This is a genomic window from Bradyrhizobium sp. 4 (assembly GCF_023100905.1).
Lineage (GTDB): Bacteria > Pseudomonadota > Alphaproteobacteria > Rhizobiales > Xanthobacteraceae > Bradyrhizobium.
On record NZ_CP064686.1, the window covers coordinates 2290911 to 2303438 of the forward strand.

The 12528-nt window shown below is 64.2% G+C and carries 13 protein-coding genes; 5 read left to right on the forward strand and 8 right to left on the reverse strand.

The window, feature by feature from the left end:
- The first annotated feature begins 146 nt into the window (after positions 1–146).
- Together IVB45_RS10515 and IVB45_RS10520 are read left to right on the forward strand one after the other, a co-directional pair.
- On the forward strand, positions 147–1214 hold the full coding sequence (locus IVB45_RS10515; protein WP_027568815.1) for an alcohol dehydrogenase: 1068 nt from the start codon (positions 147–149) through the stop codon (positions 1212–1214).
- A 134-nt stretch (positions 1215–1348) separates the two neighbouring features.
- Positions 1349–2428 carry an isocitrate/isopropylmalate dehydrogenase family protein gene (locus IVB45_RS10520; RefSeq protein WP_247360048.1) on the forward strand — a complete coding sequence of 360 codons (1080 nt, stop codon included), beginning with the start codon at positions 1349–1351 and terminating at the stop codon, positions 2426–2428.
- A 33-nt stretch (positions 2429–2461) separates the two neighbouring features.
- On the opposite strand, the gene IVB45_RS10525 is transcribed toward IVB45_RS10520, so the two are convergent.
- From IVB45_RS10525 to IVB45_RS10545, 5 genes are all read right to left on the reverse strand, one after another.
- Complete coding sequence (locus IVB45_RS10525; RefSeq protein WP_247360047.1) at positions 2462–2746, reverse strand: hypothetical protein; 285 nt, start codon at positions 2744–2746, stop codon at positions 2462–2464.
- Between the two features lie 144 nt (positions 2747–2890).
- Positions 2891–3712 (reverse strand): enoyl-CoA hydratase, encoded by an 822-nt coding sequence (locus tag IVB45_RS10530; RefSeq protein WP_027568818.1) that lies wholly within the window; start codon positions 3710–3712, stop codon positions 2891–2893.
- Between the two features lie 111 nt (positions 3713–3823).
- Positions 3824–5173 carry a L,D-transpeptidase family protein gene (locus IVB45_RS10535; protein WP_027568819.1) on the reverse strand — a complete coding sequence of 450 codons (1350 nt, stop codon included), beginning with the start codon at positions 5171–5173 and terminating at the stop codon, positions 3824–3826.
- Between the two features lie 371 nt (positions 5174–5544).
- The gene (locus IVB45_RS10540) at positions 5545–5916 is read right to left on the reverse strand and encodes a helix-turn-helix transcriptional regulator (RefSeq protein ID WP_026233304.1); all 372 of its coding nucleotides are present in this window, start codon (positions 5914–5916) and stop codon (positions 5545–5547) included.
- Between the two features lie 29 nt (positions 5917–5945).
- Complete coding sequence (locus IVB45_RS10545) at positions 5946–6992, reverse strand: LysR family transcriptional regulator (protein WP_027568820.1); 1047 nt, start codon at positions 6990–6992, stop codon at positions 5946–5948.
- 500 nt (positions 6993–7492) lie between these two features.
- On the opposite strand from IVB45_RS10545, the gene IVB45_RS10550 reads away from it, so the two are divergent.
- A complete protein-coding gene (locus tag IVB45_RS10550) occupies positions 7493–7759 on the forward strand; it encodes a hypothetical protein (RefSeq protein WP_027568821.1) in 267 nt (88 codons plus the stop codon).
- A 206-nt stretch (positions 7760–7965) separates the two neighbouring features.
- A complete protein-coding gene (locus IVB45_RS10555; protein ID WP_081747935.1) occupies positions 7966–8697 on the forward strand; it encodes a cytochrome c biogenesis protein CcdA in 732 nt (243 codons plus the stop codon).
- Here IVB45_RS10555 and IVB45_RS10560 read toward each other — a convergent pair.
- The 3 genes from IVB45_RS10560 to IVB45_RS10570 all read right to left on the reverse strand — a co-directional run bounded on the left by IVB45_RS10560 (position 8694) and on the right by IVB45_RS10570 (position 11995).
- Positions 8694–9830 (reverse strand): mandelate racemase/muconate lactonizing enzyme family protein, encoded by a 1137-nt coding sequence (locus IVB45_RS10560; RefSeq protein ID WP_247360046.1) that lies wholly within the window; start codon positions 9828–9830, stop codon positions 8694–8696. The genes IVB45_RS10555 and IVB45_RS10560 overlap by 4 nt on opposite strands.
- Positions 9831–9843: 13 nt before the next feature.
- Positions 9844–11301: a sensor histidine kinase gene (locus IVB45_RS10565; RefSeq protein WP_247360173.1), complete on the reverse strand. Its 1458-nt coding sequence runs from the start codon at positions 11299–11301 to the stop codon at positions 9844–9846.
- 349 nt (positions 11302–11650) lie between these two features.
- On the reverse strand, positions 11651–11995 hold the full coding sequence (locus IVB45_RS10570) for a DUF1236 domain-containing protein (protein ID WP_247360045.1): 345 nt from the start codon (positions 11993–11995) through the stop codon (positions 11651–11653).
- A 138-nt stretch (positions 11996–12133) separates the two neighbouring features.
- On the opposite strand from IVB45_RS10570, the gene IVB45_RS10575 reads away from it, so the two are divergent.
- On the forward strand, positions 12134–12367 hold the full coding sequence (locus IVB45_RS10575) for a hypothetical protein (RefSeq protein ID WP_247360044.1): 234 nt from the start codon (positions 12134–12136) through the stop codon (positions 12365–12367).
- Positions 12368–12528 lie beyond the last annotated feature (161 nt).

The following is a 12528-nucleotide window of genomic DNA, read 5'->3' on the forward strand; positions in this document are numbered from 1 at the left end:
GACAGCTTCGTGCAGCGAGCAATGCGGCGTTGCGCGTGGCCGGCTTGCCATCATCCGTCGGCCTCAACTAGACAGGTCCGAGTTTGTCTCGTCCTGCCGCCCATGCCATGGTGGCGACGACAAGAAAAGTATCCGGGAGGACGCCAATGAAAAGTTTCAAGGTCGCCGATTTCAAGGCGCCGCTGCAGGAGTTCGACGAGGCGACGCCGCAGCCGTCGGGCACGCAGGTGTTGATCAAGGTGAAGGCCGCCGGCGTCTGCCACAGCGACCTTCACATCTGGGAAGGCGGCTACGATCTCGGCCACGGTCGCAAGCCGCTGTCGCTGAAGGATCGCGGCATCAATTTGCCGCTGACCATGGGACACGAGACAGTCGGCGAGGTCCTCGCCTTCGGCCCGGACGTGAAGTCGTCGGATCAGGGCGACGTGAAGATCGGCGATGTCGGGCTGGTCTATCCCTGGATCGGTTGCGGCAAATGCGCGACCTGTCTCGCCGGCGACGAGAACATGTGCCTGACGCCGCGATCGCTCGGCGTCTATTGCGACGGTGGTTATTCCGACCACATGCTGGTGCCGCATCCGCGCTATTTGCTCAATCTGAGAGGCCTCGATCCCGCGTCGGCCGCACCCTACGCCTGCTCGGGCGTCACGACCTATAGCGCGCTGAAGAAGCTCGAGCAGCACTTCGACACGCCGATCGTGATGTTCGGTGCCGGCGGACTTGGCCTGATGGCGCTGTCGCTGCTGAAGGCAATGGGCGGCAAGGGCGCGATCATGGTCGACATCGACGCGAAGAAACGCGAAGCCGCGGAGCAAGCCGGCGCGCTCGCGACCGTCGATCCCAAGGCGCCCGACGCGCTGGAGCAGCTTGCCAAGAAAGCCGGTGGCCCCATCCGCGCGGTGCTCGATCTGGTCGGCAACGCCGCCACCACGCAACTCGGCTTCGACTGCCTGACCAAGGGCGGCAAGCTCGTCATCGTCGGCCTGTTCGGCGGCGGGGCGACCTGGGCGCTGCCGCTGATCCCGATCAAGGCGGTGACGATCCAGGGCAGCTATGTCGGCAATTTGCGCGAGACGCAGGAGCTGCTCGATCTCGTGCGAGCGAAGAACATAGCGCCGATCCCGGTGACGCGGCAGCCGCTCGCCAAGGCCAACGACGCGCTGGTGCAGTTGCAGCAGGGCGCGGTGGTCGGCCGCACGGTGCTGACGCCGTAACTTCCGCTCCATCCTCCGTCATTGCGAGGAGCGAAGCGACGAAGCAATCCAGAATGTCTCCGCAGATGCAGTTCTGGATTGCTTCGCTTCGCTCGCAATGACGACTTGGCTCGCTCTTTCCCGAGGCTTCCCCCATGTCCGCAAATAACGCCTTCCACATTGCCGTGCTCGCCGGTGACGGCATCGGTCCCGAAGTCATGGCGCCGGCCATCGAAGTCCTGCGCAAGATCGAGACGAAATCCGGCCTGAGCTTCCGCTTCACCGAGGCGCCGGCGGGCGCCAATCATTATCTCGCCACCGGCAAGTCGATGCCCGATACCACCATCAAGCTGTGCGAGGATGCGGACGCGATCCTGCTCGGCGCCTGCGGCCTGCCGTCGGTGCGCTATCCTGACAACACCGAGATCGCGCCGCAGATCGAGCTGCGCTTCATCTTCGATCTCTATGCCGGTGTGCGCCCGGCGCGGCTCATTCCGGGCGTGCCGAGCCCGATCGTCGGCGCCGACCAGCGCGGCATCGATCTCGTCGTGATCAGGGAGTCCACCGAAGGCCTGTTCGCCTCGATGGGCAAGGGCGTCGTCACCCATGAGGAGGCGCGCGAGACCATGGTGATCACGCGCAAGACGTCCGAGCGCCTGTTCGAGTTCTCGTTTCGCCTCGCCGAGCGGCGCAAGGCGCGCGGCAAGCCCGGCGCGCTGGCCTGCGTCGACAAGGCGAACGTGTTCAAGGCCTTTGCGTTCTTCCGCGGCATCTTCGACGAGATCGCCAAGCGTCATCCGGAGGTGAAGACCGACAGGCTCTATGTCGATGCCTGCTCGGCGATGCTGGTGAAGCGTCCCTGGGATTTCGACGTGATGGTGATGGAGAACATGTTCGGCGACATCGTCTCCGACATCACCGCGAGCCTGATCGGCGGCCTCGGCATGGCGCCGTCGGCCGACATCGGCGACAAGTACGCCGTATTCCAGCCGTGCCACGGCACCGCGCCCGACATCATGGGGCAGGGCAAGGCCAATCCCACCGGGATGATCTTGTCGGCTGCAATGATGCTGGACTGGCTCGCCGACAAGCACGGTGTCGAGGGCGCGGCCGAGGCCGGCGAGCAAATCGAGCGCGCTGTGGACAAGGTCTACGCCGGCGGCCTCAAGCCGATGGAGTTCGGCGGCAGCAACGGCACCGCCGACATTACGAAGGCGGTGCTCGCGGCGCTGTAGTCAAGGAAGAGGGGCCTCGCGGCCCCTCGCAATTCACCAGCGACGCCAGTGGCGGTGGCCGCCCCAGCCCCACGGACGCGGACCGTAGAAGCGTCGCGGACCGCCGTAAAAGCCGTAGGCCCCATAATAGTTCGGACGCCAGAAGCAGCGACCCCACGGGTTACACACCCAGCGCACCTGATCGACGGTGGCTGCCGGGCCGCTCGCGATACGGTCGGCCTGCGGAATGCCGTTCGGCATCGCTGCGAGCGCCTGTCCCGATATGAGCGCTGCGCCGCCCAGGGCAGCCAGACCAACAACAGCTAATTTGAGTTTCATCGCAATCTCCCTCGTTTGATGGCGAGAGAACCTCCAGCAAATCAGCTGGTTGCTATGGTGTTGCAGGGGCGTGGGAATTTAATCTTCCTGAATGCATGTTCACGTTGGCTGCCGTCGTTGCTGCGCTTCGTGGCAATAACGGAATCACCGTCCCTGGAACTGCGGCTTGCGCTTCTCCATGAAGGCCTGACGGCCCTCGCGAAAATCCGCGCTGTCCATGCAGGCCGTGCCGGCCGCCCTGATCGCGTCCATGTCGCGCCCGCTTTCGTCCTTCAGCACCTGAGCAATGGTGAGCTTGGCGGCCTTGATCGCGAGCGGCGCATTTTGCGAGATTGTCTCGGCGATGCCCATGGTCTCGCCCCAGAGCTGATCCTCTGGAACCACGCGCTCGACCAACCCGATGCGCAGTGCTTCCGACGCATCGATGCGCATGCCCGTATACATCAGGAGTCGGGCCCAGGACGGTCCGACCAGCGACACCAGGTGCTTCAGGCCGTCGTAGCCATAGGCAATGCCGAGCTTCGCCGCGGGAATGCCGAACTGGCTGTCATGGGAGGCGATGCGGATGTCGGCAAGCATCGCCACCTGCATGCCGCCGCCAAGACAAAAGCCCTGGATGCAGGCAATGGTCGGCTTGGGATAATCGGCAAGCAGCGCGCGCTGGGCGGCGCTGCGCTTGCCATATTCCTCGGAAGCGGCGGCGTTATGGCGCTTCTTCTCGAACTGGCTGATGTCGGCGCCCGATACGAAGGCCTTGCCGCCGCCGCCGCGCAGGATCACGACGCGCACGACAGCGTCGTCGCGCAAGGCTGTCAGTGCCTCGCCAAATCCCTCCCACATCTCCAGCGACATCGCGTTGCGCTTGTCGGGATTGTTGAAGGTGATCACGCCGACGCCACCGGCTGTGTGCTTGAGGATCTTGCCATCGGCGTAGGGAATTTCGGTCGTGCTGGACATGTCGGACATCGCGCTCATTTTCGTTGGCGAGGCGCAATGTTCGTCCGGGGCGAGGCCAGGGTCAACCGCGGCAACGGACGTGGCTTTGCAGCCGCCTGTGCCGCGATTGCATGGCGCGATCTATCTCGTCATGTGCGCGGTCAGCGGGTGGCTGCCGGCGTTGCTGAAGAAGGCCGCCTCTTCGGCGGTCGCCTCCAGCAGCTGCTCGTCCTGGTGATAGACGTCGTTGCGGAACTGGACGGTCTGGTCCTTGGTCATCCACGCCGTGAGATAGATCCAGGCCACCGGTACCTTCTTCACCATGGCGACGTCGAGATGCTGGCCGCTGGCGATTTCCGCGTCGATCGCGGCGCGGCTCCATTTCGGCTGGTCCTTCAAGAGCCAGGCGGCGAGATCGCGCACATTGTCGACGCGCGAGCAGCCATGGGAATCGAAGCGGTAATCATCGCTGAACAGATTGCGCTGGTTGGTGTCGTGCATGTAGACCGAATAGGAATTCGGCATGTCGATCTTGACCGCGCCGAGCGCGTTGAACGTGCCGTTGTGCTGGCGCACGGTGAAGTTCGGCGTATGCGTGCCCGACCAGTCGACCGAATTCGGGTCGATCGGATTGTCGTGCGCGTCGAGCACTTCCATGTGCATGCGCGACAGATAGGTGGGATCCTTGCGCATATGCGCGGAGATCTCGGTCTTGGCGATCGAGGAGGGCACCGTCCAGGTCGGATTGAGGACGACGCTGCTGATCTGGGCCGTCAGCGTCGGCGAGGGCTTTTCGGTCTTGCCGACGATCACGCGATAACGCCTTACCACGACGTCGTTCTCGACCGCTTCGGCGAAGGCGGCGGGGATGTTGACGACGACATAGCGCTGGCCGAAGCCGAAATTCATGTTCTCGAGCCGCTGCAGCGAAGCCTCCAGCTGCCGGATGCGATTCTGCACCGGCACGTTCATCGCCGCAATCGTGCGCGGCGTCATCGTTCCGGTCGGCGCGAGGCCGTGGCGGGCCTGGAAGCGTTTCACGGCGTCGGCGAGATCCTGGTCGAAGGCGCCGCTCGCCTTGTCGGCGGCAAGATCGCCGGAGACGATCAGCCGCTTCCGCAGGATATCGTCGTTGGCGCCTTGGGCGCCGGGCGCGAATTTGGCGTCTGCCGGGATCGCCGGCCAGCCGCCGCGCACGGCAAGATCGGAATAGCTCAGCGCCGCATCCTTGATGCGCTGGGCGGAGCCCTCGTCATAGGTCGGCTCGTGCGTCAGCGCGAGCGCCGCGGCCGAGCGGCTCTCTGCCGTCGAAGCGGACGCTGGCGCGGCAGTTTTCGGTGCGGCTGCGTGGGCCGGATTGGCGGTGGCCGGCACCGTGCCAGCCGCAGTCGCAGGCTTGGGCCCGGCCTGTCCAATCGTCTCGGTCTGAGCAAGCGCAGAGGCGCTCGCAAGCATGCCGACGGCAATGATCATCGCATGGCGTTTCGACATGTGTCCCATCTTCCCATGAGAGCGAGGCCCGGGCGGGCGCTCGCATCGGCAATTCCCCGGTTCGTCGTGCTGATTCGAGAAATCGGCGGGAGGCTAGCGCCTCCCGGTTGCGGCTCCCTTAAGCACGGCGCATCACGAGCCCGGCACGTCGGACGGCGGTCTCTGGATTGGGTCGCGACAGGGCAGGAATGGGTTCGCGAAACCGCGGGCGACGGCGGGAAAAATGGTCAACAAAAAGGGGCGGTCATGCCGCCCCGAGAAGTCCGCGCAAGCGCGGGCCGGATATATCTCGTCCGGGTCTCGTTCAATCCAGCCGCGCCCCGTGACGCGGCGGATTGAACATCGAGCGGAAGGCGCGAACGCCGATCGGCTCAGGCTTCGTTCGCTGCGATCGATTCCATCAGCGAGACGAGCTGACGCTGCACCGTCTGGTCCTTGATCTTGCTGTAGGCGCGCAGCAGGCGGAGGCTGAAGGCCGAGTCCAGGAAGAGCAGGCTCTCGACTTCGCGCGCCTTGTTGTCGCCGTCATAGAAGAAGGTCACGGGCACATCGAGGGCGGTGGCGATCTGCTGAAGCCGGGCCGCGCCGACGCGATTGACGCCCTTCTCGTACTTCTGGACCTGCTGGAAACTGACGCCGAGCTTCTCGCCGAGCTCGGCCTGCGAGACCTTCATCTCGACGCGTCGCAGACGGATTCGCTTGCCCAGCTCAATGTCCGGCTTGCCGGCACTGCGCTGCTTCATTCTCTTCGCCGCTGTCTTCATCTTTTTTCTCATCGGTCTTCGGTTGAAAACCCCCCGAAGAGCTGGGTCAGGGGTTCGCCCATATACTCGTCCTTGAATTCATGCGGGTGCACGAACTCTTCCTTAAACCACGGGAAACGCGCCGGATTGAAGGCTTCGATCAGCCAGTCAATCATGTGCCGCACGCGCGGAATCCGGCCGCTACCAGGATGGTAGGACAACCAGATATCCAGCGATCTGTTCAGCTCGACTTCCAGTGGAATCAACTTCCCGCCAAGCGCCACGGCGTAGCTCGGGAATACGCCGATTCCGGCGCCATTCGCGACCGCCCAGTAATTGGCGCTCGAGACGTTGGTCTTCATGACCAGAAGGTCACGCTCCGGAACGCCGGGGAAGAAGCTCTCGAAAGTTTGCTTGGCATCGAGCTGGTCGGCGAACTGCAGCACCAGGCGGTGCTTGATCAACTCCATCGCCGAACGCGGCGCGCCATGTTTCGAAATGTATTTCTCGGAGGCCCAGAACATCAGATGCATGCGGCCGAGCCGCACCAGCTTGACGTCGAGCGCCGCAGGCCGCGACAAGTGAATGGCGACGTCGGCCTCGTGGCGAGAGACGTCGGCCGAACGCATCGCGCAATGCAGGTCGACCAGGATCTTCGGATACGCCTGCTGGAATTCGACCAGTCGCGGGGCGAGCCAGAATGTGCCAAGTCCCTCGGTAATGGCGACGCGGACCTCGCCGGCCAGGGCGTTCGTCGTCGAATCGCTGGTGCGCAGCACGTCGAACGCGGCCGCCTCCATTTGCTCGACGGCGGAGACCACCAGCGCGCCTTCGTCGGTCAGGCGGGTGCCGTGGACGTCGCGGGTGAACAGGGTGGTGCCGGTCTGGCGTTCGAAATCATCGATCCGACGGCGGACGGCGTTGATCGACAGTGACAGGCGCTCAGCCGCCGAGCGGAAACTTCCGCATCGGACGACTTCCAGGAAAATGCGCGCCGCATCCCAGTCCGACAGGCCGCTGATGTTTGTCTTTGGGCGTTCCTCCAGAGGAACGCCCCTTTCCGCCAAGGAGTGCATACAAGTCCCTTCGGGTCGCTAAACTGGCAGAATCTGGCGCAAACCACAACCACGGCGGGTTGGGGAACGACGAGTTTTGAACGTCATCCTTACTACGCCGCAGGTGGTATTCGGGTGCTGCCAGGGCGGGAACAAGGGCTGGGAATCGGGCAAACCATTCGCCCGTATGAGGGGTGTGGCGTGAGTTCCGTTGTGGGCCGTGACATGGCTGCGGGATCGTCGGCGCTGTCCGCAATGAATGTCCTTGCGCAAGAGCCGGTGCCGCCTTCCGCGATGGATCAATTGCAGCACGCCAGGCGTTTTAAGATCGAGCGTTTTGCGACTGAGCGAGTCGACGCTGGCCGGCGCGAAGCAGTACTCGCCGGAACCGCGGTTTCATGGCAGCAACACACTGAAATCATATTCGGGGGCGCAGCGGCCTCGTGTTATCCTCGACGCTCCATGGGGGCCAAAGAGGTCGTCACAACCACTCACAGGCCGAATTAGCGGGAAGAACGCCGGTGTCGCATTCACACGAACAGTTGCAGTCGGTGCTGGAAACGCTCGAAGAGTGCCGCAGGGTGCTCAACGAGAGCAACAGCCGCGAGTCGGCCGAGCTGCTGTCCATTGTCATCCTGGACGTGCGGATGAAACTCAAAGGAATTGACAGTGCCGACCTCAAGGCACTGTGCGACGAAATGCTGCGGACCGCGACCAACGAACCGCAGCCCCCCTCCAAGCAGACGCAGGACCAGCCCCGGCGTCCGCTGCTCCGCGTGGTGAAGTAGCCGCGCCGCCAAGTCTCGCTTTTTGGCGAGATTTGTGCGTGTCCCGATGCCGCATCTGTGATCACAGACGGCATCGGGAGGAGCCCTGGTTTTGTGCGCCTCTGTTGCGCATTCGCTGGCATCGGCTACACCAGAGCCGGTTCGGCTCCGGGCCGCGCGCACTCCCCGCGCGCCGCGCCGGCGCCTGAGATGGCTTCGACTGCATCATGCAAAATGTTTCGATCCCGGCGGCGCTGATTGCCGGCCTCGTCAGCTTCCTCTCCCCTTGCGTCCTGCCGCTGGTCCCGCCCTACCTGATCTATCTGACGGGCGCGACGATCGAGCATGTCGAAAGCAACGAGCCCGCATCAGTCTCCAAACGCGCGATTATGATGTCGGCGCTCCTGTTCGTGCTCGGCTTCTCCACTGTGTTCGTGGCGCTCGGCGCCAGCGCCTCGCTGATCGGCGGGCTGATCCGCGCTTGGTCGGCCGAACTCTCGATCCTCGCCGGCATCGTCATCATCGTCATGGGCCTGCATTTCCTCGGCCTGACGCGCATCGGCCTCTTGATGCGCGAGGGACGATTGACCGCGCCCAAGCCCGTCGGCCTCTGGGGTGCTTATGTGATGGGGCTCGCCTTTGCCTTTGGCTGGACGCCCTGCATCGGCCCGATCCTCGCGGCGATCCTCTCGGTCGCGGCCGCCGAAGCGACAGTCACGAAGGGCGCCGGCCTGCTCGCGGTCTATTCGGCTGGCCTCGGCATTCCCTTCCTGATCGCCGCCCTGATGATCGAGCAGTTTTCCACCCTGTTCGCGCGCATGAAGGGCCATCTCGTCAATGTCGAGCGCGCCATGGGCGTCCTGATGGTGATCACCGGCGTCGGCTTCCTCACCGGCGCGGTGTCGAATGTGAGCATCTGGCTGCTTGAGACGTTCCCGGCGTTGCAGACGATCGGTTAGGCCTCCGCCGCAAAGCGCCCCAGCGCCTCGCGGTCGATCTCGATGCCGAGGCCCGGCCCCTCGGGCACCCGCACGACGCCCCTCGCATGCTCGATCGGCTCCTTCAAAACCGCCTGCCGGATCGGATGCTCGGTGCGGTCGAACTCGAGCATCGGTTCGAGCGGAGCCAGCGAGGTCGGCGTGTGCGACGGCAGCACGGCGAGGAGCTGAAGCGAGGCGGCGATCGCAATCCCGGTGCCCCAGACGTGCGGATTGTAGCGGATGCCGAACGCCTCGCTCATGTCCGCGATCTTCTTGCATTCGCTCAAGCCACCCGCCGCGCAGGTGTCGGGCTGGGCGATGTCGAGCGCATGCGAGACGAACAGCTCGCGGAAGCCGAAGCGCGTGAATTCGCACTCGCCGCCGGCGACCGGAATCGTGAGCGCGGATTTCACCGCGCGATAGCCCGCGATGTCCTCCGGCGGCACCGGCTCCTCGAACCATCCGATGTCATGGCGCTCGATCAGGCGGCCGAGCCGGATCGCCGCGACCGCGTCATAGGCGTGGTTCGCATCGACCATCAGCGCGACATCGGGGCCGATCGCCTCGCGCACCGCGCGGGTGACCGCGGCATCCTCCGCGATGCCGAAACCGACCTTCAGCTTCACGGCGCGGAATCCTTCGGCGGCATAACCCGCCGCTTCCTCCGCCAGATAGTTCAGCGGATCGCCTGACTTGCGCCGGTAGAGACCGGTCGCGTAGGCCGCAACCTGCTTGCGCGCGCCGCCGCCGAGAAGCTGATGCACGGGTACGCCGAAATGCTTGCCCTTGATGTCCCATAGCGCGATGTCGATGCCGCTCATCCCCTGGATCACGACGCCCTTCTGGCCGTGATCCCGCAGGCGCGCATAGACCATCTGCCACAGCACGTCGGTGCGCAACGGATCCTCGCCGATCAGCCACGGAGCGATACTCTGCACCACCGCCGCCGTGATGCGCGCCGGGCCGTAGCATTCACCCCATCCGACAAGACCATTGTCGGTCTCGATCTCGACCAGCATTGCGGTGCGTGTGTCGTACCAGGCGCGCGAATAGGCAAAGGGCTGCGACAGCTTTGCTTCGAGAATGTGCGTGCGAACCCTAGTGATCTTCATTGCCGGCCTCCGTTCATCGCGCCTCGTCCAGCGCGCAAATCACCGTGCAGACCACGCCCCGGGGCAGGAAGTCGACGGTGGCCTCGCCGCCGAGCTGGTCGCGCGCACTGCGCTCGATCAGGCGCGAGCCGAAGCCGCGCTGCACCGGCGCCGTCACCGGCGGTCCGCCGCTCTCGGTCCAGATCAGGCGCAGCCGCGGCTTCGGCGCCTCGGCAAGGACCTCCCACTCCAGCGCCACCCGTCCGGTCTCGTTGGACAGCGCGCCGTACTTTGCGGCGTTGGTGGCGATCTCGTGCACGACCATCGACAGCACCACGGCGAGCCGCGGCGACAGCGGCACCGCGGGTCCGGCCATGCGGATGCGCTCCGGATTATTCAGCAGGAACGGCTGGAGCGCGCGGGTGATCACGTCCCGCAGCTCGGAGCCCGCCCATTTCTCCTGGCTCAGCAAATTATGCGCCTCGGCCAGCGCGCCGAGCCGGCCCTCGAATTTTGCCCGCTCGTCCCGGCTGGCGCTGCGGAAGGTCTGCACCGCGATCGCCTGCATCAACGCGAGCGTGTTCTTGACGCGATGGTTGAGCTCGTCGATCAGGAGATCGTGCAGCATCTCGCCGCGCGCGATCGTGGTTGCCATCCTGACCGCGAAGGTCAGGCCGGTCAGCAGCAGGATGCCGCCGATAAAACTGGTGATCGCGATGTTGCGCCAGAGCGGAGCGATCAGCGAGCTCTCGGCGACGCCGGCCACGATGGTCCAGCCGGTCAGCCGTGACCTCGTATAGACGGTGGACAACGCAACACCGTCGAGCGAAACCGTCGAGAGTGCGGCTTCCGGCGTGCGCAACATACTTTCGTACACCGTGCCGGTAGCCCGCTTGCCGAAGATCTCCGTAGGGTTCGGCGTGCGCGCGAACACGATGGCCTTGGTGTCGAGCAGGGAGACCGTCCAATCCCGGTCGGGCCGTTGCTTTTCGACCAGGTCCTGAAAGATGCTGACCGGCGGGCTGAAGCAGAGGTCGTAGATCACTTCGCCGTCGCGGAGCACCGGAACCTCGACCGTAAGCACCTGCCGGCCGTTGATCGCGCCGGTGAACAGGTCGGAATATTGCGGCGATCTGGTCGCAAACACCTTTTCGATGATCTCCAGGTGGCCGCGTGGCGGCAGGCTTGCGGTGTCCTCCGTCGCGGAGGAGAACAGCAGTCGGCCCTTGCGATCGGAGATCAGCACCAGGCCGCCCTTGCCATACTGATCGACGAAGCCGAGGGCGATGCGGCGAAAATTCTGGAAGTCGTCGTCGCGCAGCGAATTCGTCAGCGCAAGCACTTGCAGGCCGCCGGTCATCCGCTGCACCTCGGAGTCCAGCACGAGGCGCATGCTGCGCACGTTCTCCAGCACGCGGCGGGTCGCGTCGTTGCGGTCCTGCTTGTAATTGTAGACGGCAATACCGACCGCGAAGACGATCAGCGGCAACATCGTTCCCGTGACCAGAAGAGCGAGCCGGACCGGCAAAGTGAGCTTTGACAAACGCAGGCGTCCCGGTTCCAGCGCAAGGGAGCGCCGGATTTATGATTTTGGGAGACCATAGGGGCGGGATTTGCGGCGCGCCATAATTTTTCGCGTCCGGACGAGCCGCCCAGGGACAAGATTTTTGCAGCGCAGTCCGCGGCAGCGCCTCAGCTCATGCTGATTGCGGTCAGCAGCAGGCACATGGCGTAGACGGCAGCCAGGCTGAGCCCGGCGATCCGGGCCTCTCGATAAGATTTCATAACGTCAACTCCCAGAGAGGGAGGCCGCCTTCGAGGCGGCCCCCCTTACACCTGGATCAATCAATTTCCTGAACGACCGTGCGCGAGCCGGGATCGACGAGCATCACGCGATCGCCGGAGTAGACGTAGCGATACTTGGTCAGCGACGGACCCCAGTCTGCGGGAACGGCCTCGAGCTCGACATCGCTCGGCACGGCCGCGCCGACAACGATCTTTTCCTTCGTCGTCACCGGGCGAATGCGGTGCTCGGTGACGTAGGATTTGATCTTGGTTCGGTACTGCGGCTCGATCTGAACCGCCGCCGCGTGGCCCGTCCCGGTCGTCGTCACGACAGTCGATTGCGCGAAAGCGCCGGTCGACATCAGGACCGCCGCGGCGGAAAGCAGGAACAATCTCTTCATCTCGTTCTCCTCGTTTGAATATGCGCCGCAACAACCCCTCATCACCGACTGCGTTCCCGGCTCAGGGAACAAATTGCCGCTTTTTCCCGTTTATAGATGACCGGGCTGAACGGCTCGGGCTCTGGAGGAGGACGACAAATGAAGTTGAAAATCGTAACTGCAGCACTGATGCTTGCCGCAATATCCCTGCCGGCGTTCGCGGCCGACGAGTTCTACGTCGTGCAGGACGTCAAGACCAAGAAGTGCACGATCGTCGACAAGAAGCCGACCGACACGTCCATGACAGTCGTCAGCCCGTCAGGCACGATCTACAAGTCGCGCACCGAGGCTGAAACCGGCATGAAGACCGTCAAGGTCTGCACGTCGAACTGAGGAGGATGACAAATGCCAGTTCTGATTCTCTGGGCCGTGCCGGCCGTGCTGGTAATCGGCGGCGGCATCTATCTGATTGGCCATTTGCATTAAAGCACCGTGGAGGCGAGCGGATCTGTGCGTGCAGCGCACAGGTCCGCAAGCCGTCTGCGACGAGAGGA

Excerpts from the sequence above, each read along its gene's own strand:
- IVB45_RS10515 (WP_027568815.1), top strand. The coding sequence starts at position 147 with ATGAAAAGTTTCAAGGTCGCCGATTTCAAGGCGCCGCTGCAGGAGTTC.
- IVB45_RS10520 (WP_247360048.1), top strand. The coding sequence starts at position 1,349 with ATGTCCGCAAATAACGCCTTCCACATTGCCGTGCTCGCCGGTGACGGC.
- IVB45_RS10525 (WP_247360047.1), bottom strand. The coding sequence starts at position 2,746 with ATGAAACTCAAATTAGCTGTTGTTGGTCTGGCTGCCCTGGGCGGCGCA.
- IVB45_RS10530 (WP_027568818.1), bottom strand. The coding sequence starts at position 3,712 with ATGTCCGACATGTCCAGCACGACCGAAATTCCCTACGCCGATGGCAAG.
- IVB45_RS10535 (WP_027568819.1), bottom strand. The coding sequence starts at position 5,173 with ATGTCGAAACGCCATGCGATGATCATTGCCGTCGGCATGCTTGCGAGC.
- IVB45_RS10540 (WP_026233304.1), bottom strand. The coding sequence starts at position 5,916 with ATGAAGCAGCGCAGTGCCGGCAAGCCGGACATTGAGCTGGGCAAGCGA.
- IVB45_RS10545 (WP_027568820.1), bottom strand. The coding sequence starts at position 6,992 with ATGCACTCCTTGGCGGAAAGGGGCGTTCCTCTGGAGGAACGCCCAAAG.
- IVB45_RS10555 (WP_081747935.1), top strand. The coding sequence starts at position 7,966 with ATGCAAAATGTTTCGATCCCGGCGGCGCTGATTGCCGGCCTCGTCAGC.
- IVB45_RS10560 (WP_247360046.1), bottom strand. The coding sequence starts at position 9,830 with ATGAAGATCACTAGGGTTCGCACGCACATTCTCGAAGCAAAGCTGTCG.
- IVB45_RS10565 (WP_247360173.1), bottom strand. The coding sequence starts at position 11,301 with ATGTTGCCGCTGATCGTCTTCGCGGTCGGTATTGCCGTCTACAATTAC.
- IVB45_RS10570 (WP_247360045.1), bottom strand. The coding sequence starts at position 11,995 with ATGAAGAGATTGTTCCTGCTTTCCGCCGCGGCGGTCCTGATGTCGACC.
- IVB45_RS10575 (WP_247360044.1), top strand. The coding sequence starts at position 12,134 with ATGAAGTTGAAAATCGTAACTGCAGCACTGATGCTTGCCGCAATATCC.